Origin of the sequence: Catellatospora sichuanensis (assembly GCF_007483665.1) — a bacterium.
In the GTDB taxonomy this organism is placed as follows: Bacteria; Actinomycetota; Actinomycetes; order Mycobacteriales; family Micromonosporaceae; genus Catellatospora; species Catellatospora sichuanensis.
On record NZ_VIQO01000002.1, the window covers coordinates 396,505 to 422,855 of the forward strand.

General features: G+C 70.4%; 20 protein-coding genes and 1 pseudogene. 11 read left to right on the plus strand and 10 right to left on the minus strand.

Features of this window, described 5'->3' with window-relative positions; genetic code table 11:
* Positions 1-2: 2 nt before the first annotated feature.
* On the plus strand, positions 3-920 hold the full coding sequence (locus FLL47_RS19435; RefSeq protein ID WP_144121932.1) for an SCO2523 family variant P-loop protein: 918 nt from the start codon (positions 3-5) through the stop codon (positions 918-920).
* Positions 917-1,894, plus strand: coding sequence for an SCO2522 family protein (locus FLL47_RS19440; RefSeq protein ID WP_144121933.1), 978 nt, complete (start codon positions 917-919; stop codon positions 1,892-1,894). The genes FLL47_RS19435 and FLL47_RS19440 overlap by 4 nt, the downstream gene beginning before the upstream one ends.
* Here FLL47_RS19440 and FLL47_RS19445 read toward each other — a convergent pair.
* Entirely contained in the window at positions 1,887-2,855 is a 969-nt protein-coding gene (locus FLL47_RS19445; protein WP_144121934.1) for a phosphatidylserine/phosphatidylglycerophosphate/cardiolipin synthase family protein, read from the minus strand. The two genes, FLL47_RS19440 and FLL47_RS19445, sit on opposite strands and share 8 nt — an antisense overlap.
* An 11-nt stretch (positions 2,856-2,866) precedes the next feature.
* Complete coding sequence (locus FLL47_RS19450) at positions 2,867-3,826, minus strand: SCO2521 family protein (protein ID WP_144121935.1); 960 nt, start codon at positions 3,824-3,826, stop codon at positions 2,867-2,869.
* A 173-nt stretch (positions 3,827-3,999) separates the two neighbouring features.
* On the opposite strand from FLL47_RS19450, the gene FLL47_RS19455 reads away from it, so the two are divergent.
* Both FLL47_RS19455 and hrpA read left to right on the plus strand, forming a co-directional pair.
* Positions 4,000-4,971: an FAD-dependent oxidoreductase gene (locus tag FLL47_RS19455; protein WP_144121936.1), complete on the plus strand. Its 972-nt coding sequence runs from the start codon at positions 4,000-4,002 to the stop codon at positions 4,969-4,971.
* A gap of 63 nt (positions 4,972-5,034) precedes the next feature.
* Entirely contained in the window at positions 5,035-9,009 is a 3,975-nt protein-coding gene (gene hrpA, locus FLL47_RS19460; RefSeq protein WP_144121937.1) for an ATP-dependent RNA helicase HrpA, read from the plus strand.
* Between the two features lie 90 nt (positions 9,010-9,099).
* Here the strand turns inward: hrpA and FLL47_RS19465 are convergent, their stop codons facing one another.
* The gene (locus tag FLL47_RS19465) at positions 9,100-10,059 is read right to left on the minus strand and encodes a hypothetical protein (RefSeq protein ID WP_144121938.1); all 960 of its coding nucleotides are present in this window, start codon (positions 10,057-10,059) and stop codon (positions 9,100-9,102) included.
* Between the two features lie 14 nt (positions 10,060-10,073).
* Positions 10,074-10,655, minus strand: coding sequence for a hypothetical protein (locus FLL47_RS19470; RefSeq protein ID WP_144121939.1), 582 nt, complete (start codon positions 10,653-10,655; stop codon positions 10,074-10,076).
* Positions 10,656-10,784: 129 nt separating this feature from the next.
* On the opposite strand from FLL47_RS19470, the gene FLL47_RS19475 reads away from it, so the two are divergent.
* Positions 10,785-11,231, plus strand: coding sequence for an acyl-CoA thioesterase (locus FLL47_RS19475; protein WP_144122065.1), 447 nt, complete (start codon positions 10,785-10,787; stop codon positions 11,229-11,231).
* Positions 11,232-11,395: 164 nt separating this feature from the next.
* Complete coding sequence (locus tag FLL47_RS19480) at positions 11,396-13,336, plus strand: acetoacetate--CoA ligase (RefSeq protein WP_144122066.1); 1,941 nt, start codon at positions 11,396-11,398, stop codon at positions 13,334-13,336.
* Between the two features lie 139 nt (positions 13,337-13,475).
* On the opposite strand, the gene FLL47_RS19485 is transcribed toward FLL47_RS19480, so the two are convergent.
* A complete protein-coding gene (locus FLL47_RS19485; protein WP_144121940.1) occupies positions 13,476-14,189 on the minus strand; it encodes a TIGR03089 family protein in 714 nt (237 codons plus the stop codon).
* Positions 14,190-14,346: 157 nt separating this feature from the next.
* On the opposite strand from FLL47_RS19485, the gene FLL47_RS19490 reads away from it, so the two are divergent.
* From FLL47_RS19490 to FLL47_RS19505, 4 genes are all read left to right on the plus strand, one after another.
* Complete coding sequence (locus tag FLL47_RS19490; protein ID WP_144121941.1) at positions 14,347-15,495, plus strand: glycosyltransferase family 4 protein; 1,149 nt, start codon at positions 14,347-14,349, stop codon at positions 15,493-15,495.
* A 92-nt stretch (positions 15,496-15,587) separates the two neighbouring features.
* Positions 15,588-16,688 carry a mannose-1-phosphate guanylyltransferase gene (locus FLL47_RS19495; RefSeq protein WP_144121942.1) on the plus strand — a complete coding sequence of 367 codons (1,101 nt, stop codon included), beginning with the start codon at positions 15,588-15,590 and terminating at the stop codon, positions 16,686-16,688.
* A gap of 33 nt (positions 16,689-16,721) precedes the next feature.
* The gene (locus FLL47_RS19500; protein WP_144121943.1) at positions 16,722-17,753 is read left to right on the plus strand and encodes a hypothetical protein; all 1,032 of its coding nucleotides are present in this window, start codon (positions 16,722-16,724) and stop codon (positions 17,751-17,753) included.
* Between the two features lie 261 nt (positions 17,754-18,014).
* A complete protein-coding gene (locus FLL47_RS19505) occupies positions 18,015-19,013 on the plus strand; it encodes an ArsR/SmtB family transcription factor (protein WP_144121944.1) in 999 nt (332 codons plus the stop codon).
* On the opposite strand, the gene FLL47_RS19510 is transcribed toward FLL47_RS19505, so the two are convergent.
* The 5 genes and pseudogenes from FLL47_RS19510 to cofD all read right to left on the minus strand — a co-directional run bounded on the left by FLL47_RS19510 (position 18,996) and on the right by cofD (position 23,637).
* Complete coding sequence (locus FLL47_RS19510; RefSeq protein ID WP_246158237.1) at positions 18,996-20,066, minus strand: S8 family serine peptidase; 1,071 nt, start codon at positions 20,064-20,066, stop codon at positions 18,996-18,998. The two genes, FLL47_RS19505 and FLL47_RS19510, sit on opposite strands and share 18 nt — an antisense overlap.
* Positions 20,063-21,331: a hypothetical protein gene (locus tag FLL47_RS19515; protein ID WP_144121945.1), complete on the minus strand. Its 1,269-nt coding sequence runs from the start codon at positions 21,329-21,331 to the stop codon at positions 20,063-20,065. The genes FLL47_RS19510 and FLL47_RS19515 overlap by 4 nt, the downstream gene beginning before the upstream one ends.
* Positions 21,328-21,753 (minus strand): hypothetical protein, encoded by a 426-nt coding sequence (locus FLL47_RS19520; protein ID WP_144121946.1) that lies wholly within the window; start codon positions 21,751-21,753, stop codon positions 21,328-21,330. Before FLL47_RS19520 ends, FLL47_RS19515 begins: the two co-directional genes overlap by 4 nt.
* Before the next feature lie 169 nt (positions 21,754-21,922).
* A pseudogene (locus FLL47_RS19525) lies at positions 21,923-22,675 on the minus strand (coenzyme F420-0:L-glutamate ligase); the annotation flags it as partial.
* A complete protein-coding gene (gene cofD, locus FLL47_RS19530) occupies positions 22,672-23,637 on the minus strand; it encodes a 2-phospho-L-lactate transferase (RefSeq protein ID WP_144121948.1) in 966 nt (321 codons plus the stop codon). The pseudogene FLL47_RS19525 and the gene cofD, both read right to left, overlap by 4 nt.
* Positions 23,638-23,695: 58 nt before the next feature.
* Between cofD and FLL47_RS19535 the strand changes: the two genes are divergently transcribed.
* Positions 23,696-26,200: a bifunctional FO biosynthesis protein CofGH gene (locus tag FLL47_RS19535; RefSeq protein WP_144121949.1), complete on the plus strand. Its 2,505-nt coding sequence runs from the start codon at positions 23,696-23,698 to the stop codon at positions 26,198-26,200.
* The last annotated feature ends 151 nt before the right edge of the window (positions 26,201-26,351 follow it).

Below are 26,351 nucleotides of genomic sequence, written 5' to 3' on the forward strand. Positions count from 1 at the left end.
CCATGCTCGTCTTCGCGACCTCGGACAAGGGCGGCACCGGGAGGTCGGTGACCAGCAGCAACCTCATCTACCGCCGGTCGCTGCAGGGCAGCGACGTCTGCTACCTGGACTTCGACTTCGGCTCGCCGACCGCCGGAGCGATCTTCGCGATCGCCGATCTGGCGCGCGGCACCCGTGCCAACGGGCTCCACTCCTACCTGCGCAACAAGGTGTCCTGGCCGCTGCGGGTCGACGTCTGGGGCGAGTCGGACCGGCTGAGCCTGCGCGGCCGGCCGGACGGTGCCGGGCAGCTCTGCCTGATCCCGGGGGACAGCGGCGGGGCCGAGTTCGCCGCCGACCCGGCGATCGTCGAGCGGTGTGTACGGCTGATGCTGCGGATGGAGGAGGAGTTCGACATCACCCTGGTGGACCTGAGCTCCGGGCGGTCGTACGCCACCGACATCGTGCTGGCCGCGCTGGCCGCACCGCAGCTGCGCGGGGTGGTGACCCGCTGGCTGGTGTTCCACCGGTGGACGCGCCAGCACATCATCGCCGCGTCCGGGCTCGTCTACGGCGACCGGGGGATCGTCGAGATGGGGGCGGCCCGCGGGCACGACCCGGAGCGGTTGCGCCGAGCCGTCAGGTTCGTCCGCACCGCGGTGGTCGACCCCAGTTCGGAGCAGCTCTCCGGGCTGCGTCCGGCGCAGATGGAGTGGTTCGAGGCGTACAACAGCGAGCTGCAGCGCCTGGCGGGCACCGAGCGGATGGGCCACGCGGTGACGCTCGGCTCGGTGCCGCTCGAGCCGGTGCTCCAGTTGCGGGAGCAGCTGATCTCCGACGCGGACACGGTGACCAAGCAGATCGCCAACACGGCGACGGTGGAGGCCTTCGACAGCATTGCGAAGCTGCTCACCGACGACGCTGTCTGGGAGGGCGCGTGACCGACCTGGAGATCGTGTTCCAGGAGAGTGCGGCCACCCCGAAGCTCGACGAGGTGCCGCTGTCGCATCTTTCCATCGAGCTCGGGCACCTCTACATGGAGGACTTCAAGGCGGGATACCGCCGCCTGGTGGAGCTGTTCGCCAGGGTCAGGCCATGGGCACAGGCTGCCGAGGAGGTGTGCCGTGCGCAGTGGGGTCCCAAGGCGCGGATCAGCACCTGCTTCCTGGTGGACGACTACTTCTCACCGTTCGGTTCGCCGGCCGAGCTGGTGCCGCTGCTCCAGCGGGCGGCGGCGGAGTCGAATCTGGTCATCGACTACCTGGCGCGGGAGTCGGCCTGCGCGAGCGCGGGTGACGTCGAGCCGGCCCGGCTGGTCGAGGGCCGCCTGGTGGCCGAACCGCCGCGGCAGGCGAACGGCAGCCGCCCGCCCGTCACCGAGACCGGCTGGCTGAGCAACGGCGAGCGGTCACCGCACGCGCTCGTCGCCGAGGCGATGGAGGCCGTCGAGCCCTGGCGGCCGCCTCGCCAGAACCTGCCGAACAACCATTCGATCTTCATGGACGTGGAGTTGTGGGACGCGCCGCGGGGCGAGCGCCGCTGGTCGTGCCCGATGCTGGCGGCCGTGTGGCAACTGCTGCGGCTCGGCCTGCTACGGCACGAGGGGCAGGCGGTGGCGGTGCCGCAGCATCCCTCGGACCCGCTCGGGGCCACGTGGCAGGAGCTGCCGCCGGTGCTCAGGCTGCGGCCGGACGCACGCCCGTTCTTCGCCTACCGCACCTTCTCCGCGCTCAGCACCCGTTTCCTTCCGATCGAGGGAGCGGTCCGGGCCATCCTCGACCAGGTCTCGGTCGACCCGGCGGTCAACGGCCTGGCGATCGCACGCGCGGCGGACGAGGGCCGGGCGCTGTCCGCGGACATCCTCGACCGGATCGACTACGCCTTCGTCAACGGCGCGTCCGCGCCCCTCAGATGATCGGTGTGGCGATCTTCCAGAGGTCGTTGAAGCGGTCGATGTTGCGCTGCACCTTCGACTGGTTGGTGATGAGCTGGGTGCTCGCGATCGTGGCTCGGCTCGGCTCGGTGACGGGCGCCGACGGCGACGTCTGGTAGCTGACGGAACCGTCGAAGATGATGAAGTCGAAGATCGGCGGGATGAACTGGCGGGGGAACAGGGTCGGGTCGAGCGCGCGTACCTCGATCTTGATGTCGTCGTGCATGCCCACCACCCGCCGGAAGTTGATGTCCTCGCGCAACTCGGGGCGGTCCAGGATGAAGATGCGACGCACGCGGACGTTGCGCCGTACGGCGTCGCGCTGCGCCTCGAGGTAACGCTGGCCGAGATCGCTCTGCCACAGGCTCCCGTCGAAGTAGTCCTGTCCGCCGACGTCGAGCGTCGTGCTGATCGCGTCGAGTGAGTGGTTGACGTGTTTGGTGAGGCCGAGCAGCCAGTCGCGATCCTCGCCGTCGTAGGTGAGGTCGCCCGAGTCGCCCAGCGTCTTGAGCATCTCCGACAGTCGCTGGATCTCGGTCTGCGCGAGGTCGAACACGAGCTGCGGGTTGGGCTTGATGCGCACCGAGTTGCCGACGAGCTGGGTGATGGCGTCGGTCTTCAGCGCCGAGGCCTCGACCAGGCCGAACAGCTTCGTCGCCGCGTTGATCTTCTGGAAGCCCTCGTCGATGCGCGCCTCGTTCACCCTCGAGTGCCGTTCCAGCTCCTCCTCCATCGTGTCGAGCCGCTTCTCGACGTCGTAGAGGAACTGCACCACGAAGGCCACGCCGGCGACGAAGAGTGAGGCGCCGAAGCCGACCAGGACCATCGGCTGCGTGCCGAGCACCTCGAACAACCAGGTCGCGACGAAGGTGATGCAGAAGAAGGCGAGGCTGATCAGGATCTTGGTCGGTGTGCGGTTGCCGGGTGGGTTGCGGTCGGCCATGGGTCCCCCTGTCACGCACGCCGGGCGGATGCCTCGATCACGGCCAGCGCCAGCTGGTCGCGCACCCGGTCGACGTTCGTCTGCCACTGTCGGGTCATGCCTGGACGCTGCTCGAGGCCGTGCCAGATCGGCTCCCACACGACGTCGACACGGGCCGCGGGCATCCACAGGTGCAGCAGGTAGTCCAGAGCCGGCGCGAGCCGCTCGATCACCTGCTGCCGCCCCGCCGTGCCGGCGGGGGTTCGGCCGACCAGCGACAACAGTGTCGTGAGCAGCCAGTCGTGCAGGGCGATGTCTTCACACAGGACGGCGGCGGCCGGCGCGTCCGTGCCGATGCGGGGCAGCCGTGCGGTGCGGGTGGTGCCGTCGACGAGGCGGAACTCGACGGCCCCGCCGTCGGCGACGGCCCAGCGCAGGCCGGTGCGCGCGGACCGGAACGGCGCCGCCCGATCGATCCGCGGCGACGCCTGGACCTGGTCGATGACCCGGCTGCCGATCGCCCCCAGGTCGAGCAGGTCGGTGTGCCGGCCGCCGCCGTGCAGGTGGCCGCCGGCGATGTCGAGGTGCTCGGACTTGCCGAGCAGTTCCAGGACGCCGGGGCGGGAGAGGTAGTGCGACCACGGCCGGCGTCGGTGGCCGTGGCCCGGCACGACCGTGGCGTACGCCGAGCCCTGCAACACGTGCCCGCCGGTGAGCACGGCACTGGACGTGATCGTGCCGACCGCGCGCACCCGCGTCACGCCGGAGTGCCGGCCGGTGCCGGACACCGCGGGCAGGTCGCAGTCGACCCCGGTCAGCTGCGGAGGGGACACGGCGTATCCGATCGGCCGCTCCGACCGGCGCACTCGTTCCCCGACAGTCAGGGCGAGCAGTTCGGCGCCGGTGCCGGGGGTGACCGCGGTGGAGTGCTGCAGCAGTGCGGTGTGTACCTCGCCGATGACGACCGTGGTCGCCTCCCTGGTGGTGGCCAATGCGCACTCCCGCCCCGTGACAAAAGTGATCGACTGATTTCACTCCATGCTCGTTGGGCGTGGCAAGACGCCTGAAGGACACAATAGACCGAGCGTCTGATCTCAATCACGGAGCGTCACTCATTGCACGAAAGGCAGTCCTTACATTGCTTGATGTAAGTTAATCTAATCAAATGGTGGCTCCTTCACGGCAAGAAGCGGTCGTCATCGGGGCGGGCGTATCCGGTCTCACCACGGCCGTCCGCCTGGCGGAGGCGGGTGTGCGGGTTCGGGTGGTCGCAGCGAAGCGGCCGGCGCAGACCACCTCGGCTCTCGCCGGTGCGAGCTGGGGTCCGTACATGGTCGAGGACGACCGGGTGGTGGATTGGAGCAGCGCCACGCTGCGTGAGTTCGAGCGCATCGCGCCGCAGGGCGGATGCGGTGTGCGGTTCGTGCGGGGCATGGAGGCGTCGCCCGATCCCGTGGACCCGCCGGACTGGGCGACTGCTCTTAGTGACTATCAACTTTGCGACAGATCAGAGTTGCCCGCGGGCTTCGTGGTGGGCTGGTGGCACACCATCCCCCTCATCGACATGCCGGTCTATCTGAGATACCTCAGCGCCCGGCTGGAGGCGCTCGGGGTCACCGTGACCGAACTCGCCCGGCCGCTGCTCGGCTTCGCCGAGGTGCAGGCGCCCGGCGTCCTGATCAACTGCACCGGGCTGGGCGCCCGGGACCTGACCAAGGATCCCGACCTGCAGGCCACCCGGGGCCAGCTGGTGGTCGTCGACAACCCCGGGATCGACTGGTTCTTCCAGGACTCCGCCGACCACGGCGACCTGACCTACTTCCTGCCCCACGGTGATCATGTGGTGCTGGGCGGCATCGCCGTCGGCCACCCGGACGATCGCGTCGAACTCCGGCGCGAGCCGGACGTGGAACGGGCGATCATCGAGCGCTGCGCCGCCATCGAGCCCCGGCTGGCGGGGGCCACCGTGCGGGGCGGCCGGGTGGGTCTGCGCCCCAACCGCGTCTCCGGGGTGCGGGTCGAGGTGGACCGCTCCGGGGACCGTACGGTGATCCACAACTACGGGCACTCCGGGTGCGGGGTGACGCTGTCCTGGGGGTGTGCCGACGAGGTGGTGGCGCTGCTCGCCGGGCTGTGACCGGGCGCCAGGTGAAAACCGCTGGTCGGCAGGGGAGGTCGGCGACATATCCTGGGGCCCGTCATGACATCGCAGTCCGAGTCCGCGCCGCTCCGCAACAGGCCGCCCCGCAACCCCAGCCAGCTCACCGAGCTGCGTAAACGCGTCGACGAGCTGATGGCGCAGGATCGCCGCAGGCTCGGCCGGCGCCTCGACGGCGTACGCCGGGCCAAGCCCGGACCGGCGCTGGACGCCACCGTGGCGCAGATCACTGCGGCCGTGGTGACCGCCGAGGAGAAGCTCGCACTGCGGGTCGCCGGGGTGCCCGCGGTCACCTATCCGGCCGAGCTGCCGGTCAGCCAGAAGCGCGACGACATCGCCGACGCGATCCGCGGCCACCAGGTCGTGATCGTCGCGGGCGAGACGGGCTCCGGCAAGACCACCCAGATCCCGAAGATCTGCCTGGAGCTGGGCCGCGGCGTGCGCGGGCTGATCGGCCATACCCAGCCGCGCCGGTTGGCCGCGCGTACGGTCGCCGAGCGCATCGCCGAGGAGCTGGCGACCCCGCTCGGCGGCGTGGTCGGCTGGAAGGTGCGGTTCACCGACCACGTCGGCGACCAGACGATGATCAAGCTGATGACCGACGGCATCCTGCTGGCAGAGATCCAGCACGACCGGATGCTCTCGATGTACGACACGCTGATCATCGACGAGGCGCACGAGCGCAGCCTCAACATCGACTTCATCCTCGGCTACCTCAGGCAGCTGCTCCCGAAGCGGCCCGACCTCAAGGTGATCATCACCTCGGCGACCATCGACCCGGAGCGCTTCGCCGCGCACTTCTCGACGGCCGTCGTCGGCGGCGAGCCGGAGCCCGCCCCGATCGTCGAGGTGTCCGGCCGGACGTACCCGGTCGAGGTCCGCTACCGGCCGCTCGTCGTCGAGGGCGACGAGGAGGACGGCGACGAGGAGCGCGACCAGATCCAGGCCATCTCCGACGCCGTCGACGAGCTGGCCATGGAAGCGCCAGGGGACGTGCTGGTCTTCCTCAGCGGTGAGCGGGAGATCCGCGACACCGCGGAGGCGCTGCGCAAACGCAACCTGCGGCACACCGAGATCCTGCCGCTGTACGCCCGGCTGTCCACCGCCGAGCAGCACAAGGTCTTCCAGCAGCACACCGGGCGGCGCATCGTGCTCGCGACCAACGTCGCCGAGACGTCGCTGACCGTGCCGGGCATCAAGTACGTGGTCGACCCGGGCACGGCCCGCATCTCCCGCTACAGCAACCGGCTCAAGGTGCAGCGGCTGCCGATCGAGGCGGTCTCGCAGGCCTCGGCCAACCAGCGCAAGGGCCGCTGCGGGCGCCTGTCGGACGGCATCGCGATCCGCCTGTACGACGAGGCGGACTTCATCGGGCGGCCGGAGTTCACCGAGCCGGAGATCCTGCGTACCAACCTGGCCTCGGTCATCCTGCAGATGATCTCGCTGGGGCTCGGCGACATCGCCGCGTTCCCGTTCATCGACCCGCCGGACCGCCGCAACATCGCCGACGGCCTCGACCTGCTGCACGAGCTGGGTGCGCTGGAGGCCCCGGTGCGCGGCGAGCCCGGCAAGCTCACCCCGCTCGGCCGCAAGCTGGCCCAGTTGCCCGTCGATCCGCGCCTGGGCCGCATGGTCCTGGAGGCCGACCGCAACGGCTGCCTGCGCGAGGTGCTGATCATCACGGCGGCGCTGTCCATCCAGGACCCGCGCGAGCGCCTGGCGGACAAGCAGCAGGCCGCGGGTGAGAAGCACGCCCGCTTCGCCGACAAGGACTCCGACTTCGTCGCGTTCCTCAACCTGTGGAACTGGATCAAGGAGCAGCAGCAGGAACTGTCCTCCAACCAGTTCCGGCGCACGTGCAAGACCGACTTCCTGCACTACCTGCGCATCCGGGAGTGGCAGGACCTGGAGTCGCAGCTCCGCCAGGTCGTCAAGGGCATGGGCTTCACACTGAACACGGTGCCGGCCGACCCGCAGCGGATGCATCAGGCGCTGCTGGCCGGACTGCTGTCGCACATCGGCATGTACGACCCGGAGAAGCGCGACTTCATCGGCGCCCGCAACGCGCGGTTCTCGCTGTTCCCGGGCTCGTCGCTGTTCAAGAAGTCGCCCAAGTGGGTCATGGCGGCCGAGCTGGTCGAGACCTCGCGCCTCTGGGGCCGCATCGCCGCGAAGATCGAGCCCGAGTGGGCCGAGAGCCTGGCCGAGCACCTGGTGAAGCGGCAGTACAGCGAGCCGCACTGGGAGAAGAAGCAGGCCGCGGTGCTGGCGTACGAGAAGGTGACCCTCTACGGCATCCCCATCGTCGCCAAGCGGAAGGTCAACTTCGGCCGCATCGACCCGGCGCTGTCCCGGGAGCTGTTCATCCGCCACGCCCTGGTCGACGGCGACTGGGAGACCCACCACGAGTTCTTCCACGCCAACCGCGACCTGCTGGCCGAGGTGGAGGAGCTGGAGCACCGGGTACGCCGCCGCGACATCCTGGTCGACGACGGCACCCTGTTCGACTTCTACGACGAGCGCCTGCCCGCCGACATCGTCTCCGGCCGCCACTTCGACAGCTGGTGGAAGAAGGCCCGCCACGAGACGCCGGACCTGCTCAGCTTCGAGAAGTCGATGCTGGTCAACGAGGCCGCGGGCGGCGTCGACGAGGACGACTACCCGGACGCCTGGCAGCAGGGCGAGTTCGAGCTGCCGCTGACCTACCAGTTCGAGCCGGGCGCCAACGCCGACGGCGTCACCGTGCACATCCCGCTGCCGCTGCTCAACCAGATCACCCCGGCCGGATTCGACTGGCAGATCCCGGGCGTACGCGAGGAGCTGTCCGTCGCGCTGGTGCGCTCGCTGCCCAAGGCGATCCGGCGCAACTTCGTGCCCGTGCCCGACTACGTCAAGGAGGCGCTCGCCGGGCAGAAGCCCGACGGGCAGCCGCTGCTGGCGCTACTGGAGCGGCAGCTGCGCGCGATGACCGGCGTGGTGGTGGCCCGCGAGGCCTGGGAGCCCGACAAGGTGCCCGACCACCTGCGGATGACCTTCCGGGTCGAGGACGAGCAGGGCAGGACCCTCGCCGAGGGCAAGGATCTGGCCGAACTCAAGCGAAAGCTGCGGGACAAAGCGCAGGCCGCGGTCGCCGCGGCGGCCGACGACATGGAGCAGCACGGGCTGCGCGCGTGGACCATCGGCCCGCTCGCGAAGATCGTGGAGCGGCAACGAGGCGGCTACGCCGTCAAGGGCTACCCGGCCCTCGTCGACGAGGGCGACAGCGTCGGTGTCGGCGTCTTCGACAGCCCCGGCGAGCAGTGGACCGCGATGTGGCGCGGCACCCGGCGGCTGGTGCTGCTGGGCGCGCCGCCGCCGCTGAAGTCGCTCCAGGGGCGGCTGTCCAACCAGGCGAAGCTGTCGCTGAGCCGCAACCCGCACGGCAGCGTCGCGAAACTGCTCGAGGACGTGGTCACCACCGCCGTCGACAAGGTGATCATCGAGTCGGGCGGTCCGGCCTGGGACAACGACGCGTTCGCGGCCCTGGTCACCAAGGCGCGGGCCGACATGCCCGACACGATGTACGAGATCCTGCAGCAGCTGGAGCCGATCCTGTCGCTCGCCTACGACATCGACCGGCAGCTCAAGTCGATCACCAATGTGCTGCTGGTGCGGTCGGTGGCCGACATCCGGGCTCAGCTCACCGGGCTGGTGTACCCCGGGTTCGTGGCCGCCACCGGGCTTCGCAGACTGCCCGACCTGGTGCGTTACCTGCGCGCGATCGAGCAGCGGCTGGCCAAGCTGCCCGGGGCGCCCCAGCGCGACCGGGAACGGCTGCTGCTGATCGAGGACGTCCAGCAGGAGTACGCCGACGCTCGTGCCTCGGTCCGGCCCGGCGCACCCGGCTGGGACACCCTGGCCGAGGTCCGCTGGATGATCGAGGAGTTGCGGGTCAGCTACTTCGCCCAGTCGCTCGGCACGCCGTATCCGGTCTCCGACAAGCGCATCTACCGCGCCCTGGCGACCGTGCCCGCCTGACGTCGAGGGACCGCGCCCGGCGGACATACGACGTAGCGGCCCACGACTTTTGTGATGTGGCCACATCACAAAAGTCGTGGGCCGCGTGGGTCAGTCTCTCTCCAGCTTGATGGTCTGCTGGTCGGCGGGCGGGGTGAGCATGACCGTCGACTCCTCAGGCAGCGGCGGCGGCACCGGGCTCTGCGGAGCCGGCGGCGCGCTCGGAGCAGGCGGCGTGGCCGGGGACTGCGCGACCGGGGCAGCGGTCGGCGCCGGAGGAGTCGGCTGGGTCGCAGCTTGTGCGGCGACCGTGGGCTGGGCGGCGGGCTGGGCCGCCGCGGCGGCGACGGCCGACTCGGTCGCCGGGGTGCGGCGCGGCAGCGGCGGGGCCTCGCCGGGCGGAGCAGCCACGACGGGCGCGGCTTTCGGCGGGGCCGCCTTCGGCGGTGCGGCCTGCGGTGGCGCGACCGGTGCCGGGGGCACGTTCACCGTCGGGATGCTCTGCGGCGTGGCACGCGGGTAGTGCAGCGACGGCGGCGGCACATCGGGCAGACCGGTGTACCCGGTCTCGCCGGGCACGCTGGTGAACGCCCGGGTCTGGTCCGCGGGCACGGCCGGGCGTCCCTGCTGCGGGTATGCCGCCAGCGCGACGGTCTCGTCGGCCAGCCGCTCGTGCTTGCGCCAGCGGCGCGGGCTGACCACCGTGGCCAGCAGCGGCACCGCCAGCACCAGGCCGAGGCCGGACTGGCCGACCGCGCCGCCCATGTGCACGTCGAGCATCGCGAACGTGTCGGCATAGGACTGCGACCAGCCCGCGGCCCACCCGCTCATGCCGAGCATGCCCAGCCCGGCCAGGAACGGGCCGACCGGGGACAGCCGGACCATGATGAGGATCGCGTAGAGGATGCTCGCCAGCAGCAGCGCGCCCGCGGCCACGGCGGCGTCGAGGACCGCGGACGGCGCACCGCCGGACACCCACATGGTCTGGAAGGCGCTGAGTCCGGTGCCGGTCAGCAAGAAGATCGCTGGAGCGAAGACGAGCGCGAGCAGAAACGATCCAATGTGGCGCATCCATGCCTCCGGGGTCAGACCTTGGTTGGCGCGCTCCAGGATGGCGTATCGACGCCGCTCGCCTCTGCCGGGGTCCGCAAGTCCGCGAAGCCGTTGAACGAGTCGCGGTCTGCCAGCGTGTTCTCGTGGCGGTCGGCGGCGGACGGGGCGAGCATCTCCGGCCAGGTCGGCTCGGTCGCCGCGGCCGGGCGCGGCCAGCTGCGCCAGCGCTGCAGGCTCAGCACGGCGATCAGCAGCATCGTCCCGATCAACCCCAGCACGCCGCTGGACACCGGGCTCAGGGGGACGATGAGGGTGCCGGAGACCTCCAACAGGTCAGGAAGCATCTGCTTGGCCGCTTCGGGCCGGACGATGAGGAAGGCGGTCGCGCCGACGTAGCTCGACGCCACGAACAGCGGTCCCACGGGGGACACCCGCAGGCTTCCGACCAGGCCGAGCAGCAGGCCGACGGCGGCGAACAGCACCAGCCCCAGCCATAGCGGACGGTGACCGCCGATCTGCGCGGCGTCGAACATGACGGCCTGTCCGTAGGCGACGGCGAACCAGGCCAGGGGCGTGATCACAATTCCGGCGAGAAGGCTCCATACATGGCGCATGTGGCGCTACCTTACTGAAATCCCGCCGTGCGTCAACCGTTCGGCCGAGGGCGTACGGTGAACGGCGTGATCGACACTCCGCCGCACGGCCATCCGACCGCGTTCTCGCGGGTCACGTTGAGCCGCATCATGACGAACCAGGACGTCAACCTGTACGGGACCGTGCACGGTGGCGTGATCATGAAGTTCGTGGACGACGCGGCGGGCGCCGCCGCGGCCCGGCACTGCGGGTTCAACGCGGTGACGGTCGCCATCGACGAGATCACGCTCATGGTGCCGGTCAAGGTCGGCGACCTGGTGCACGCCAAGGCGCAGGTCAACTGGACCGGTAAGACCTCGCTGGAGATCGGTGTGACGGTGCTCGCCGAGCGCTGGAACGAGGCCGACCGCGAGCCCGTCAACGTGGCCACGGCATACCTGGTGTTCGTCGGGGTCGACGCCGAGGGCAACCCGCGTGCGGTGCCGCCGGTGCTCCCGGAGAGCCCCGACGACGTACGCCGCTCCCACGAGGCCGAGATCCGCCGCGAGCACCGGCTCGCCCGCCGCCAGGCCATCGACCGCCACCGCGCCGGCTGAGCCTGACGATCGGACGCTGATGGCGGCGCGGCCCATGGGCGGGCCGGATGCGGTGTGCCCGGACCCAGCGCGGGGACCGCGGGCCAGGTCGGAGAATGATCCTTCGCGCCATGCGGCAGGATGCGAACAGCGAGTACGACGATGTTTCGCGGGAGAGGATCATGATGACTGAAGCGCTGTGGACCCCACCGGCCGACATCAGACAGCACTCCCGCATCGGCGATTACCTGGGCTGGCTGGCGCGCGAGCGCGGGCTGGCCTTCGGCTCCTACGACGAGCTGTGGCGCTGGAGCACCACGGACCTCGCCGGCTTCTGGTCCTCGATCTGGGACTACTTCGAGGTGATCGCCCATGACCAGCCCACGGATGTGTTGGCCGACGCCACCATGCCGGGGGCGGAGTGGTTTCCCGGCGCGACGCTGAACTACGCCGAGCACGTGCTGCGTATGCCGGGCATCGGCGACGACGAGCCCGTGGTGCTGGGCTACTCGCAGACCCGCGAACCGGTCATCCTCACCGCCGCGCAGCTGCGCGAGCAGGTCCGCCGGGCGCGGGCCGGGCTGCGCCGCCTCGGGGTCGGCGAGGGCGACCGGGTGGCGGCATACCTGCCGAACATCCCGGAGACCGTGGTGCTGATGCTGGCCACGGCCAGCCTCGGTGCGATCTTCTCGTCCTGCGCGCCCGAGTTCGGCACCCGCAGCGTCACCGACCGCTGGCAGCAGATCTCCCCGAAGGTCCTGGTCGCCGTCGACGGCTACCGGTACGGCGAGAAGCTCATCGACCGGCAGGGCGAGGTGGCGGCCATCCAGGCGGCGCTGCCGTCGCTGGCGCACACCGTGCTGCTGCCGTACACCCAGGGCCGGATCGGCCTCGGGGAGCTGGCCGCCGACACCGACGAGCCGATGGAGTTCACCCCGGTCCCGTTCGCCCAGCCGCTGTACGTCCTCTACTCCTCCGGCACCACCGGCCTGCCCAAGCCGATCGTGCACGGCCACGGCGGCATCCTGCTGGAGCACCTGAAGATGCTCGCCCTGCACCACGACCTGGGGCCGGGCGACCGCTACTTCTGGTTCTCCACCACCGGCTGGATGATGTGGAACTACCTGGTCTCCGGCCCGGCCGTGGGCGCGGCGATCGTGCTGTTCGACGGCAACCCGGCCGCCCCCGACCTGGGCGCGCTGTGGCGGCTGGCCGAGGAGGCGGGCATGACCTACTTCGGCACCTCCGCGCCGTACCTGCTGGCCTGCCGCAAGGAGGGCATCGTGCCGCGGGGGATCGCGGACCTGTCCAAGCTGCGCGGGCTGGGTTCGACCGGGGCGCCGCTGCCGCCCGAGGGCTACGTGTGGGTGTACGAGAACGTCAAGCCCGACCTGCTGCTGATCTCGCTGTCCGGCGGCACCGACGTGTGCACGGGCTTCGTCGGCGGCACCCCGCTCAACCCGGTCTACCCCGGTGAGATCGCGGCCCGCTGCCTCGGCGCGAAGGTGGAGGCGTACGACCCGACCGGCCACCCCGTCGACAACGCGCTCGGCGAGCTGGTGATCAGCGCGCCGATGCCGAGCATGCCGGTCGCGTTCTGGGGCGACACCGACGGCTCGCGTTACCGCGAGGCGTACTTCGACGTGTTCCCCGGCGTCTGGCGGCACGGCGACTGGATCACCGTCACCGACCGCGGCACCTGCGTCATCACCGGCCGCTCCGACGCCACCCTCAACCGCGGCGGCGTACGCCTCGGCACCGCCGAGTTCTACTCGGTCGTCGAGGGCATGGCCGAGGTCGCCGACTCGGTGGTGGTGCACCTGGAGGACGACGAGGGAGGCGCGGGCGAACTGCTCCTGTTCGTGGTCCTCCAGCCCGGCCTCGACCTGGACGACGCCCTCAAGTCGAAGATCGCCCGCGAGCTGCGTACCGCGCTGTCCCCCCGGCACATCCCCGACGTGATCCACCAGGTCGCGGCCGTCCCGCGCACCCTGTCCGGGAAGAAGCTCGAGGTCCCCGTCAAGCGCATCCTCACCGGCACCCCGGTCGAGTCCGCCGCCGCCAAGGGCGCCCTCGCCAACCCCGACTCCCTCCTCGCCTTCGAACACCTCGCCAAGCAACGCTGACCGCTCCCACGCCCCGTTTTTCATAGACGTTGGCCTATCTCATCGAGAGTGATCTACGTTTTTTCGATGAGATAGGCCAACGTCTATTGAAGTGGGGGTGCGCCGCCCCCGCCATCGCCGCGGCGGGGGTTGGGGTTGATCAGGGGATGAGGCGGGCTCGTTCCGTGGCGGCGCGGGTGTCGAGGATGCCGGGGGCGGTGCGGTACGAGAGGACCAGTGACGCGCCGGCGGCGATCGGGGCGGTCAGCCAGTCGAGCGGGCGCGGGTGCGCGCCGATGTCGATCAGTACCCGGTCGCCCTTGTCGATCTCCAGCTCCTTGGCGCGGGCCAGGGATCGCTCCGCCAGTTCGGCGTGCGTGATCGAACCACCGCCGCCGGGCAACCCGACCAGCGAGGGCGCGCCGGGGTCGGCGGCCGGGCCGCCGTAGAAGTCGCCGTGGGCGCGGGCCGAGCTGACCCAGTCCGACACGCCCGGCGGCAGGCCGCGCAGCGGCAGCGCGAACGGGTGCAGGCTCACGGCGTACGTGTCGGGCGCGGCCGCGGTGCCCTCGGGCTCGATGAAGGCGACATCGGCGGGCACGTCCGCGCTGTGCGACACGGCCAGACCTGCCGTCCAGGCGGCCAGCATGATCGAGGCGGTCTGCCAGTGCGGGGGCAGCGAGATCGAGGCGACGCTGCCGGGGCCGAGCCCGCACCCGTCGACGAGCAGGTTCGCCGTCTTGGACACCCAGTTGGCCAGAGTCGCGCCGGAGAGCTCGGTACGCTCACCCGTCGCGTCGTCGTACCAGGTGAGAAGGGGTTTTGCCGGATCGGTGGCGACCGTCGCGGCGAAGAGCTGACCGATAGTGGACACGTGGTCAGGCTACCGACACTGCCGCGTCGTGGACCTTGCCATGGGGCATGTCGGGCGTAGTCTGAAGCGTGACTGCTGTGAAACAGCGCACAGTCTCACAACCGCAGAGCGGCGGTCGGCTGGGCTGCGCTGCACACCCCCACAAGGAGTGTTCACCGTGACGATCGCTCGCTCTCCCCGGGTGCTTGTCGACGCCACCAGCGTTCCCGCTGACCGCGGCGGCGTGGGTAGGTATCTCGACGGCCTGCTCGGTGCACTGGCCGACCATTCCGAGATCGACCTGGTCGTGGTCTCCCAACGGACCGACCAGGAGCGTTACGCCCGCACCCTGCCGCACGCGCAGGTCGTCGCCGCGCCCGCCGCGGTGGCCCACCGCCCGGCCCGGCTGGCCTGGGAGCAGACCGGCCTGCCGCTGCTCGCCCAGCAGGTAGGTGCGCAGGTGCTGCACTCGCCGTTCTACACCTGCCCGCTGCGGGCCAGCTGCCCGGTGACGGTGACCGTGCACGACGCCACGTTCTTCACCGAGCCGGAGCACTACGAGAAGTCGCGCGGCACCTTCTTCCGGTCCGCGATCAAGACCTCGATGCGCCGGGCCGAACGGGTCATCGTGCCCAGCAAGGCCACCCGCGACGAGCTGATCCGGCTGCTCGACGCCGACCCGACCCGCATCGACGTGGCATACCACGGGGTCGACCACACCGCGTTCCACGTGCCCGGCACCGAGGAGAAGGCACGGGTACGGTCCCGGCTCGGGCTCGGCGAGCAGTCGTACATCGCCTTCCTGGGCGCGAAGGAGCCCCGCAAGAACGTGCCGAACCTGGTCCGGGGCTGGATGGCGGCGGTGCGCGACCGGGTCGACCCGCCCGCGCTGGTGCTGGCCGGGGGTCAGGGCCACGACGACGAGATCGACCGGGTGGCCGCCGAGGTGCCCGCGCACCTGCGGCTGCTGCGTCCCGGTTATCTGCGGTATGCCGACCTGCCCGGCTTCCTCGGCGGGGCGGTGCTGTGCGCGTACCCGAGCCACGGAGAGGGCTTCGGCCTGCCGATCCTGGAGGCGATGGCCTGCGGCGCGCCCGTGCTGACCACGCCGCGGCTGTCGCTGCCCGAGGTCGGCGGCGACGCGGTCGCCTACACCGGCCAGGACGCCGACCACATCGCCAAGGACCTTGCCATCCTGCTCGACGACGAGGACCGCCGGTCCGCGCTCGGCGCGGCCGGCCTGGCCCGGGCGAAGGAGTTCAGCTGGAGTTCCAGCGCCGACGCGCACGTGACCGCCTGGCAGCGCTCGCTGCGGCATCAGCGTTGAGCAGCCCGCACCCCGCTCACTAGCAGGCGAATGCGGCTTGCGTCACGGGCGGGGTGCGCCGTTCGTTCGCATCTGTCAGGCAGAATGGGCGGATGCTGCACGCCGTAATTCCCGCAGGTGGAAGTGGAACCCGTCTCTGGCCGCTGTCGCGCGCCACGAACCCGAAGTTCCTGCACCCGCTGACCGGCACCGCTGAGACCCTCATCCAGGCGACCGTGGCCCGGCTCGCCCCGGTGGCGGCTCTCGGGGACACGTACGTGGTGACCGGCGTGGCCCACGCGCCCGGGATCGCGCGGCAGCTGCCTGATCTGCCCGATTCCAACATCCTCATCGAGCCCAGCCCACGTGACTCCTGCGCCGCCATCGGCCTGGCCGCCGCGGTCATCGCCCAGCGCGACCCCGAGGCCGTGATGGGCTCGTTCGCCGCCGACCACCTGGTCCGCGACGGCGCCCGCTTCGTCGAGGTGCTGCGCGACGCCGAGGCCGGCGCCCGCCGCGGCCTGCTGATGACCGTCGGCATCACCCCGACCCACCCCGAGACCGGGTACGGCTACCTGCAGTGCGGCGCGACCGTCGACGGCCCGGTCCGCACCGTCGACGAGTTCAAGGAGAAGCCCTCCCTGGACGTCGCGACCGAGTACGTGCGGTCCGGCCGCTACCTGTGGAACGCCAGCATGTTCGTGTGGCGGGTCGACGTCTTCCTCAAAGAGCTGCACCGCCAGCAGCCCGAGCTGCACGACGGGCTGATCCGCATCGCCGCGGCCTGGGACACCGACGACCGCGACCGGGTGCTCGGCGAGATCTGGCCGACCCTGCCCAAGATCTCCGTCGACTACGCGGTGATGGAGGGCGCGGCCGCGGCCGGGCTCGTCGCGACCGTGCCCGGCGACTTCGGCTGGAACGACGTCGGCGACTTCCACACCCTCGGCGAGGTGCTGCCCGGCGACGACGCCGGCAACGTGATCGTGGGCGACAGCGCCACGCTCGACGGAGGCAAGCCCGAGGTGCTGCTGCACGACTCCACCGGCACCGTGGTGGTGCCCCAGTCGGGCCGGCTCGTCGCCGCGCTCGGCATGCACGACGTGATCATCGTCGACACCCCGGACGCGGTGCTGGTCTGCCCGCGCGACCGGGCCCAGGACGTCAAGAAGCTCGTCGACGAGCTCAAGGAGCGCGGCGACAGCCGGATCTGACCGGGCCGTGGTTCGCCTCGACTGCCTAGGCTGATCTCCATGCGACTGGTGGAGCTGTCCGCGGCGGGCAACGAGGCGAGCGATCTGCTGCCCGTACACGACGAAGATCTTCTTGCCGAGCTGGGTGCCCGCCGGGCCTACTGGACCGTCCTCGACGAAGGGCCGGTCGAGCAGTGCCTGGCGCTGCTCGTCGAGCAGCACGACGGCGGCTGGCGGGCCGAGCACGTCAAAGCGACGGCGGGCGACCACGAGGGGCGCACCGAGGACGCGGAGGCGCTGGCCCGGCTCGACGGCTGGGTCTACGTGCTGGGCTCCCACTTCGGCTCCAAAGCCGGCCCGCTGCAGCCCAAACGGGCCTTCGTCGCCCGCTTCCGCGAGTCAACCGCGCCGCAACTGCAGATCATCAGGCACCGGTTCGCCCTGCACCGGGCCGTCAACGACGCCCTGGCCGCGCTGGCGGTCACCGGCCACCCGGCCGCCCCCGAACCCGTCCGCGACGTCGTACACGCGGGTTTCGTCGCCGAGGCCGTACGCCGCGGCACCGCCAAAGGCAAACACTGGACCAGCCAGCTCGCGCCCGGCGACCACCCGGTCAACATCGAGGGCGCCGCGTTCACCGCCCGCGGCACGCTCCTGGCCGGGCTCCGCTGGCCGGTCACCGCGGCCGGCGAGCCGATCCTGGTCGAGCTCACCGGCCTGCCCGGCCTGTTCAACGGCGCCGAAACCCTCGGCGTCGCCGGGGTCTACGCACTCACCGGCATCGGCCAGGGGCCGCTCGGCGTACGAGCGCTCGCGGCCCGCGAGGACGGAGCCTTCGACGTCGTCGTCGGCTCGATCGACGCCCTCGACAAGGGCTCCATCCTGCTGGAGCAGCACCCCGACGCCCGCGACGCCACCTGCCGGCACCTGCGCTTCGAGCTGCCCACCGGCACCGGCCCGGCGCTGGTCGCCCCGACGCTGATCGCCGACCTGGCCCCACTGCACCATGTCGAAGGCGTCTCCGAACGCGACGGAGCCCCCGTGTATGTGGCCGACGAAGACCACCGCATCGCATTATGGCTTTGAACTGGGGTTCCCAAGCCTCGTCCCACGTACGGAGCGGCCGGTCAGCCTGCCCCCCGGCAAGTCGACCAGCCGCTACCGCATCGCCCCGTACGCCCCCGTACGGCCGAGTTCGCGCCTCCATGGAGGCGCCGCCTCGGTTCCCCAGGCTGGGCCAAGGATCATCCACCGAACGGTGAAGGGTCTACGTCTTTCGGTTGTGACTTAAAGACCCAGGTCACCTCGGCCGGTAGAGTCAGCGCCGACCCCTAGCCCGGAGAGCCCATGCTGCGCATCCACTTCACCAGTGCCGACCTGGTCCGTACCCGGATCTCGTCGACGCCGGACCCGATGTGGGAACTCGCGCTCAGCATCCACCTGCTGCGATACCGCGGCACCGATCCGCTGCTGGGCGGCTGGAAGAACCGCATGATCACCGACCTGAAGCCGGGTGGTGCCCTTCGCGACCAGGTTGGTCTGCTGCTCGCGCTCAACCCGCCGGTCGGCTACTTCCCCGACTTCCTCACCCCGCCCGAAGCCGCCGCCGGTCTCGCGCCAGGACTCGAAGCCGTGCTGTCCACCCCCAAGGACCGGCTCCGCAAAGAGATCAACGCCCTGGGCGATGCGCAAGGCTCCCTCTCGGCCAACGTCGACGACGTCGGCGGCGGAGCCACCCGGGCCTTGGGCGAACTCGGCACCGCCATCAGCCGCTACCACGAGACGGCCATCGCACCCATGTGGGACCGCGTACGCACCGCCGTCGACGCCGACCGCGGCCTGCGCGCCCGCACCATGCTCGACTCCGGCACCGAGGGCCTGCTCAACACGCTCCACCCCACCGTACGTTTCGACGGCAGCGTGCTGGAGATCTCCGAATACCCGTCGGACCGGGACGTGCACCTCGAAGGACGCGGGCTGCAGCTCGTCCCGTCCTACTTCAAGACCCCCAGCAAGCCGGTCTGCCTGTTCGACCCGGAACTGCCGCCGGTGCTGGTCTACTCGGTCCACCACGAGGCACGAGCCGCGGTCGTACGCAGCCAGGAGGCGCTCGCGGCGCTGCTCGGGCGTACCCGGGCGGCGGTGGTCGAGCTGCTGTCCGACGGCAGCACGACGACGGAACTCGCGCGGCGGCTCGAGGTGTCCCCGGCCGCCGCCAGCCAGCACGTGGCGGTGCTGCGCGAGGCCGGTCTGGTGCACAGCCTCCGCGACCGCAACACCGTCCTGCACACCCTCACCCCGCTCGGCCACGCGATGCTCGCGGGCCGCTCACCCACGCCGTCGTGACCTGGCAAAGATCAGCGCGAGTACGGCAAGGACCGCCACGACCGTGACGAGCGCCCAGGGCCACCAGTTGGAGTCATCCGACGATGGCTGCTCGGCCGGGTCGGCGGTGGCTGATTGCGTAGCGGGTGGAGGCACGTTTGCCGTAAGGGCAGCTACAAGATCGAGCACGCCGTAGCCATATTGGGGATCCCGTCCATCGGGACCCTTGTCGATCGCGGTGGCGGTCACACGATGAGTGATCTCCGGGCCGGATAGGTCGGGGTGGGCCGCTCGCACAAGCGCCACCGCACCAGCCACGATCGCAGTGGAGCCCGACGTCCCAGTTCCTACAGACCAGAGATGGTTGATGTTGGTGCTGGTGACATCAACGCACGGAGCGGCGACGTCGATCCGAGAACTTCTAACGGATATCGGAGCATGATTGCCCTTCCGATCGACGCATCCGACGGCGAGGACCCCGGGGTAGGCGGCCGGATACTCGATCGCCGTAGCCAGGGGCGTATTGCCAGCTGAAGCGACGATCACGATGCCCTCGTCGACGGCTTCCTGCACGGCTTTTCGCATCTCCGCATCATCTCGGCTCATGCCGATGGAGACCGAGATGACATCGACGTGCTGTGCTGTGGCCCAACGGATCGCCTTGGTCAACTGTGTCGATTCGCCTGGCTCGAACTCAGTGAAGCGGACGGGGAGCACCTTCGCATCCGGTGCGATGCCGGCAACTCGGCCATGCGCCACAATTAGGCCAGCCATGGCTGTGCCATGCCCGGCAGAATCATCCCGCCCGTCACCGTCAGTACTGACGAGATCCTTGCCGGGGAGCACGGAACCACTCAAGTCGGGGTGCGTCGCATCCACACCCGAATCCAGAACCGCGACAGTGACACCGGCTCCACGGGAGGTCTTGTGTGCTTCCTTGGAGTGCAGGTATGCATGGAACCACTGGCCATCCGAGATCTCGTCGGCCCCGTATGAAGCGACGGGGGTTCCTGCCACTCCCGCGATCAGGAGGAGAGTTGCGACCACCCGGCCGATGCGAAGAGTCATCGTCATGGTGCTGGGGTCCCTCGACGGATTGTTACGACGGGCGCCTGCGCACTTGACTCCGGTTCAGTCCTCCAGGGCATCGCCGTCTGCGTAAACCATTGTCTGAAGTCTTCCTCGACCTGTTCCGGTGACGATCCTGCGGGCACGGTCGGGTTCGCCGGTTGGATGATCGGCGGCACACCGCCAGCCACCTCCCAGCGCGTATCGCCGTTGCGGCGGCCAGCCGAACCAGCACCTCCGCGATCGAGTTGTCCGCCAGGTCCCGCCATGGGCATGGGCATCAGCCCAGGCGCACCAGAGTTTGCCCCGCGAGCCGGTGTCGAGATCGTCGCTGCGCCGCCCGAGCCGGGCTGGGGAAGCGCGACAACGTAACCGTTCGGCCCGACTCCTGGACCTGGCAGGACGTACGCGCCGCCATAGGGGGCATACGGATTGCCCGGCGCGATGGGAAGCATCGATACAGGCTGCCCGGGTGTTGCCAGCACTGGAGGCAAGGACCCCTGCAGATCGGGAGACGGGGCACCCGATGGGTCGGTTATCAGTGGGGGATATCCCGGCAACGTTGGTGGCACCACCGGAGCACCCATGTCTCCGGCGACGACTCGGGCAGGTCGCGGACGACCGCCACCCGGCGGTGGCGGTGGCGGTGGCGGATTGTCTCCAGGCTCCGGTCCTCCGAGCATGGTCATCGGCTCGCGAAATAGCAGTACTGCAGGCATGACGATCGTGGACCGATGGTCGCGAATGGCGCGTTCAGTTGCATTCATGGTCTGTTCAGTGAGGTAGCTGAGCCGGGCGGCTTCGCGATCCCACCACTCAGGGCCACCGTCTTCCGTGGTCAGCTCCCAGTCCTCGACGACATTGTGCACCTCATGTTTAGCCTTGGCTGTGGCTGCCATGATGCCGTCAATGGCGAGTGCATTCTGAATGGCGGCCTCACCGTCCTCGCGCATCCAGGCGATCAGGCTGTCGATTCGTTTGAGTGCCACGGAAGCCGCTGGGCTGTGGTCCGCAGGCCACATGTGAGCGAGCGCCTCACGGTGCCTGGCCAACTTCTCCGCTTGTGCCATCAACAGGCTGGCCATTGCTCGGAGTGCCTTGACCTGTTCCCACCCTCGCGCGTCGTCCTCGTTGCGAAGCATGTCCCACACGCGCGGCGGGTCGACGGAGACCCAATTCGTCTGTCCCTGCGTGGGCCACATCTTGAGTGCGTCCTGCGCCCTGGCGACGTAGCCGCCCTCATCTCGGAGTATGCCCGGCTTGGTACTCACGGCAGCATCCCACGCGGTGGAGTCGGCGGATACTTCTCAGCCATCGCAGCCTTCTCTAGCTGTGTGATCGCCCTGTTCAGTTCGGTCTCGACCTCACTGATTCGCGCGGCCGCACGAGAATCGGCGTCTGCGTAGTTCTCCACGATGCGCTCGAGCGCGAGCACCAGACCTTCGGCGATCCGCAACTGGTATTCGCTGTTCCGGCGATGCTGCACAAGGACGTCGTTGACAGAGGCCCGAGCCGCCAGCCCTTCAGCGGACTGCAGGGCGAGACAGAAACGCGCTCCCCAACCCAGTCGGTACTGTGCGGCGGTCAGTCCCGGCCGCAGGCCCGCTTCCGTGTCGTGCCGCAGGTCAGCACGGACCTCGCGTAGCCCGGCCAGGTCGACGGTGAGCCGTTCCGGTGTGCGTCGTTCAGGCATGCTTCCCTCCCCAAAGAAGCGCGCTGTGGAGACGTTCCGGCATCAGTCGATCCACACCCGCCGGGTTCACGTCTGCGGGCAGGGTAACGGATCGACCACGTTGAGCACAGCCCTTACCGGGCCGCCTGTGGATAACCCGGCGGCACCCTGTGGATTACGCCTGGCCGAGGGCCTCCGCCCGCCCCTGCTCCCGCGCTTCCGCGGTGCCGAGCGAGAACAGATCGTGCTCCGCGTCCCGGACCAGCATCGGCACGACCCCGCTGCTGTCCCGCGTGGACGTGAGCAGCCCGCGTACGACCGCGACCGGCACCCGATCCACTTTGCCCTTCACCAGCTCCGCAGCCGCCGCCAGTTCGTCCACGATCGCCATCTGGGTGATCTGCAGCTCGTTGCCGTACGGGTCGGTCTCCCCGCGGTGGTCGCGCAGCGGCTCGATCCCCGCGCACCCGAGGGCGACGTCGGTGAGCCCGTTGCGCCACGGCCGCCCCATGGTGTCGCTGACGATGACGGCGACGTCGAGCCCGTACCGCTCCCGCAGGGCCTCACGCAGCGCGCGGGCGGACGCGTCGGGGTCGACGGGCAGCAGCACGAGCTGCGACCGGTCGACGTTGGAGTTGTCGATACCCGCGGAGGCCATCACGAAGCCGTGGTGGGTCTGCACGATCCGGGTGTGCCCGCGGGTGGCCACGGGCCGGGCGGTCTGCGAGCGGAGCACCTGCTCCCGGGCGGCTTCCCGTTCGGGACCGCCGACGGGCACCGAGGCCAGCGCACCCTCGGACTTCGACACGATCTTGCTGGTGACGACGAGGATGTCGCCGTCGGCGAGCCACGGGGCCGCGCCGACGATCAACTTGGCGAGGTCGTCGCCGGGCTGCACGTCCGGGATGCCCCGGACCGCGTGCACGCTGAAACCGTCGATCATGCTCGTCCTCCGAGTTCCAGGGCGGCGCGGACCATGGCGGCCGTGGCGTCGTCGTCGGTCATCCACAGGGGAACAGCGGCGACTCGTACGCCGGGGACTTCGGTGGCGGCGTCGGCGGTCTCGTCGACGAGCCAGCCGTCGAGCACACCGCCGTCGGCGCGGCTGCCGTAGAGGCGGCCGACGCCCTGGGCGGAGCATTCGACGTCGACGGCGGACAGGCATTTGTCGGCCATGCCGCGGACGGGGCTGCCGCCGATGATGGGGGAGACGCCGACGACGGGGGCGGAGCCGCTGACGAGGGCGTCGCGCAGGGCGCTGACGGCCAGTACGGGCGCGATGGAGACGACGGGGTTGCTGGGGGCGAGCAGCACGATGTCGGCGGCCTGGAGCGCGTCGAGCACGCCTGCGGCGGGTTTGGCGGTGTCGGCGCCGACGAAGCGGAACTGTTTGGCGGGCAGCGCGGCGCGGTGGCGTACCCACCATTCCTGGAAGTGGATGGCCTGGTCGCCGCTGCCGTCCTCGGTCGCGACCACGACGTGGGTTTCCAGGCGGTCGTCGGTGGCGGGCAGCATCGTGATGCCGGGCTGCCAGCGGTCGCAGAGCGCGGCGACGACGGCGGACAGCGGGTAGCCGGCGTTGAGCATGCGGGTGCGCACCAGGTGGGTGGCGATGTCGCGGTCGCCGAGGCCGAACCAGGTGGGCTCGGCGCCGTACTTGGCGAGCTCCTCCTTGACGGTCCAGGTCTCGCCGGCGCGGCCCCAGCCGCGTTCGGGGTCGATGCCGCCGCCCAGGGTGTACATGACCGAGTCGAGGTCGGGGGTGATGCGCAGCCCGTGCATCCACACGTCGTCGCCCACGTTGACGACGGCGGTCACCTCGTCGCCGGTGGCGCGGGCGTGTGCCCGCACTCCGGCCAGGAAACGCGCGCCGCCGATGCCACCTGCCAGCACCACGATCCGCATCTCGACATCCTCCCGCACCGCGGCCGGACGCCGAGGCCAGGGTCGTAGGCTGGCGAGCATGTCCAGCGAGGTCGTTGCCCAGCCGGTGGTCGGTTCCGCGGAGATCGGCCGTGCGCTCAAGCGTGCCGCGGCCGGACGGGCGCTCGACGTCGCGGAGGCGACTGCCCTGCTCAGCGCCTCGGGGGAGGCGTTCGACGAGTTGCTTGCGCTGGCTTCCGGGGTGCGCGACGCGGGCTTGCGCGACGCCGGGCGGCCCGGCGTGATCACGTTCTCGAAGAAGGTGTTCATCCCGCTGACCCGGCTGTGCCGTGACCGATGCCACTACTGCACGTTCGCGACGGTGCCGCATCGCCTGCCGGCGGCGTACCTGGACCGCGACGAGGTGCTGGCGATCGCCCGGCAGGGCGCGGCGCTGGGCTGCAAGGAGGCGCTGTTCACGCTGGGCGACCGGCCGGAGGAGCGGTGGCCGGCGGCGCAGCAGTGGCTGACCGAGCGGGGGTACGGCTCCACGATCGACTACCTGCGCGCGGTGGCGATCGCGGTGCTGGAGGAGACCGGCCTGCTGCCGCACCTGAACCCGGGCGTGCTGAGCTGGGCGGATCTGCAGCGGCTGCGGCCGGTGGCGCCGAGCATGGGCATGATGCTGGAGACGACCGCGACGCGGCTGTGGTCGGAGCCGGGCGGCCCGCACTACGGCTCGCCGGACAAGGAGCCCGCGGTGCGGCTGCGGGTGCTCGCCGACGCGGGCCGGGTGGGTGTGCCGTTCACCACGGGCATCCTGATCGGTATCGGTGAGACGCACGCCGAGCGCATCGACGCGATCTTCGAGATGCGCCGCAGTGCCCGCGAGTACGGCCACCTCCAGGAGATCATCGTCCAGAACTTCCGGGCCAAGCCGGACACGGCGATGCGTTCCACTCCTGACGCCTCGGTGCGCGACCTGGCCGCCACGGTCGCGGTGACGCGGCTGCTGATGGGGCCGGGCATGCGCATCCAGGCCCCGCCGAACCTGATCGACGCGTCGTTCGAGCTGCTGGTCAAGGCCGGGATCGACGACTGGGGCGGCGTCTCGCCGCTCACCCCGGACCACGTGAACCCGGAGCGGCCCTGGCCGCACCTGGACGAGCTGGCGGAGTTGACCAAGGCGGCCGGGTTCGAGCTGCGTGAGCGGCTCACGGTGTATCCGAACTACGTGCGCGGCGGCGACCGCTGGCTCGACCCGCGGCTGCAGCCGCACGTGCGGGCGCTGGCCGACGAGACCGGCATGGCCGTCGCGGACGCGCCCGTGGTGGGCCGTCCGTGGCAGGAGCCCGAGGTCGAGGGCGGCACCGGACGAGTCGACCTGCACCGCGAGATCGACACCGACGGCCGGGCCGAGGACCGGCGTGGGGACTTCGACACGGTGTACGGCGACTGGTCGGCCGTCGGGGCAGCGGTCGGCGGTGCGGGTCCGGCGGTCAGCGTGGGGGCGTTCGCGGCCGGGCTGCGGATCGCCCGCGAGAACCCGGCGGCGCTGCTGGAGCCGGTGCACGAGGAGGCGGCCCTCGCGCTGCTGCACGCCGACGGCGCGGGGCTGGACGAGCTGTGCCGCATCGCCGACGACGTACGCCGGGACACCGTCGGCGACGACGTCACCTATGTGGTCAATCGGAACATCAACTTCTCGAACGTGTGTTACGTGGGCTGCCGGTTCTGTGCGTTCGCGCAGCGTGAGCGCGACGCCGACGCATACCGGCTGAGTGTGGAGCAGGTCGCCGACCGGGCCGAGGAGGCCTGGCGCGACGGTGCCACCGAGATCTGCGTGCAGGGCGGCATCGACCCGCAGCTGCCCGTCTCGGTGTACCCGGACCTGGTCCGTGCGGTGAAGGCGCGGGTGCCGGGCATGCACGTGCACGCCTTCTCTCCAATGGAGATCGTCACCGCCGCGGCGAAGGCCGGGGTGTCCGTCGAGGACTGGCTGATCCGGCTGCGTGACGCGGGCCTGGACACCATTCCGGGCACCGCCGCGGAGATCCTCGACGACGAGGTGCGCTGGGTGCTGACCAAGGGCAAACTGCCCACGTCGGCCTGGGTGGAGACCGTCGAGGCGGCGCACCGGCTGGGCATCCGGTCCAGCTCGACGATGATGTACGGCCACGTCGACCACCCCCGCCACTGGCTGGGCCACTTCCGGGTGCTGGCCGGGCTGCAGGACCGCACCGGCGGCTTCACCGAGTTCGTGGCGCTGCCGTTCGTGCACACCAACGCCCCGATCTACCTGGCCGGCATCTCGCGCGCGGGGGCGACCTGGCGCGAGAACCGCGTGGTGCACGCGATGGCCCGGCTGCTGCTGCACGGGCGCATCCCCAACATCCAGTGCTCCTGGGTGAAATTGGGCGATGAGGGCACCGTGGCGATGCTGAACGGCGGATGCAACGACCTCGGGGGCACTCTCATGGAGGAGACGATTTCCCGAATGGCCGGATCGGCGCACGGTTCGGCCCGTACGGTGGAACAGCTGCACGCCATCGCCGAGGCCGCCGGCCGGCCCGCCCGCCAGCGCACGACAAGTTACGTGCGTTAGCAGCTCACTCCTGTCCGAAGGTAGTCAGCACCCTGCCGTCAAGTTCGACACGCCAGCAGAATTTCGCCACGACACGCCCGGCATGCCGTCACCGGTTTCGGGTCTGAATCGATAGGGCAGTGGCGGGACGGTGAGAAACCGAACCGAACGG

Excerpts from the sequence above, each read along its gene's own strand:
- FLL47_RS19435 (WP_144121932.1), top strand. The coding sequence starts at position 3 with ATGCTCGTCTTCGCGACCTCGGACAAGGGCGGCACCGGGAGGTCGGTG.
- FLL47_RS19445 (WP_144121934.1), bottom strand. The coding sequence starts at position 2,855 with ATGGCCGACCGCAACCCACCCGGCAACCGCACACCGACCAAGATCCTG.
- FLL47_RS19455 (WP_144121936.1), top strand. The coding sequence starts at position 4,000 with ATGGTGGCTCCTTCACGGCAAGAAGCGGTCGTCATCGGGGCGGGCGTA.
- hrpA (WP_144121937.1), top strand. The coding sequence starts at position 5,035 with ATGACATCGCAGTCCGAGTCCGCGCCGCTCCGCAACAGGCCGCCCCGC.
- FLL47_RS19465 (WP_144121938.1), bottom strand. The coding sequence starts at position 10,059 with ATGCGCCACATTGGATCGTTTCTGCTCGCGCTCGTCTTCGCTCCAGCG.
- FLL47_RS19470 (WP_144121939.1), bottom strand. The coding sequence starts at position 10,655 with ATGCGCCATGTATGGAGCCTTCTCGCCGGAATTGTGATCACGCCCCTG.
- FLL47_RS19475 (WP_144122065.1), top strand. The coding sequence starts at position 10,785 with ATGACGAACCAGGACGTCAACCTGTACGGGACCGTGCACGGTGGCGTG.
- FLL47_RS19480 (WP_144122066.1), top strand. The coding sequence starts at position 11,396 with ATGACTGAAGCGCTGTGGACCCCACCGGCCGACATCAGACAGCACTCC.
- FLL47_RS19495 (WP_144121942.1), top strand. The coding sequence starts at position 15,588 with ATGCTGCACGCCGTAATTCCCGCAGGTGGAAGTGGAACCCGTCTCTGG.
- FLL47_RS19505 (WP_144121944.1), top strand. The coding sequence starts at position 18,015 with ATGCTGCGCATCCACTTCACCAGTGCCGACCTGGTCCGTACCCGGATC.
- FLL47_RS19510 (WP_246158237.1), bottom strand. The coding sequence starts at position 20,066 with ATGACGATGACTCTTCGCATCGGCCGGGTGGTCGCAACTCTCCTCCTG.
- FLL47_RS19520 (WP_144121946.1), bottom strand. The coding sequence starts at position 21,753 with ATGCCTGAACGACGCACACCGGAACGGCTCACCGTCGACCTGGCCGGG.
- cofD (WP_144121948.1), bottom strand. The coding sequence starts at position 23,637 with ATGCGGATCGTGGTGCTGGCAGGTGGCATCGGCGGCGCGCGTTTCCTG.
- FLL47_RS19535 (WP_144121949.1), top strand. The coding sequence starts at position 23,696 with ATGTCCAGCGAGGTCGTTGCCCAGCCGGTGGTCGGTTCCGCGGAGATC.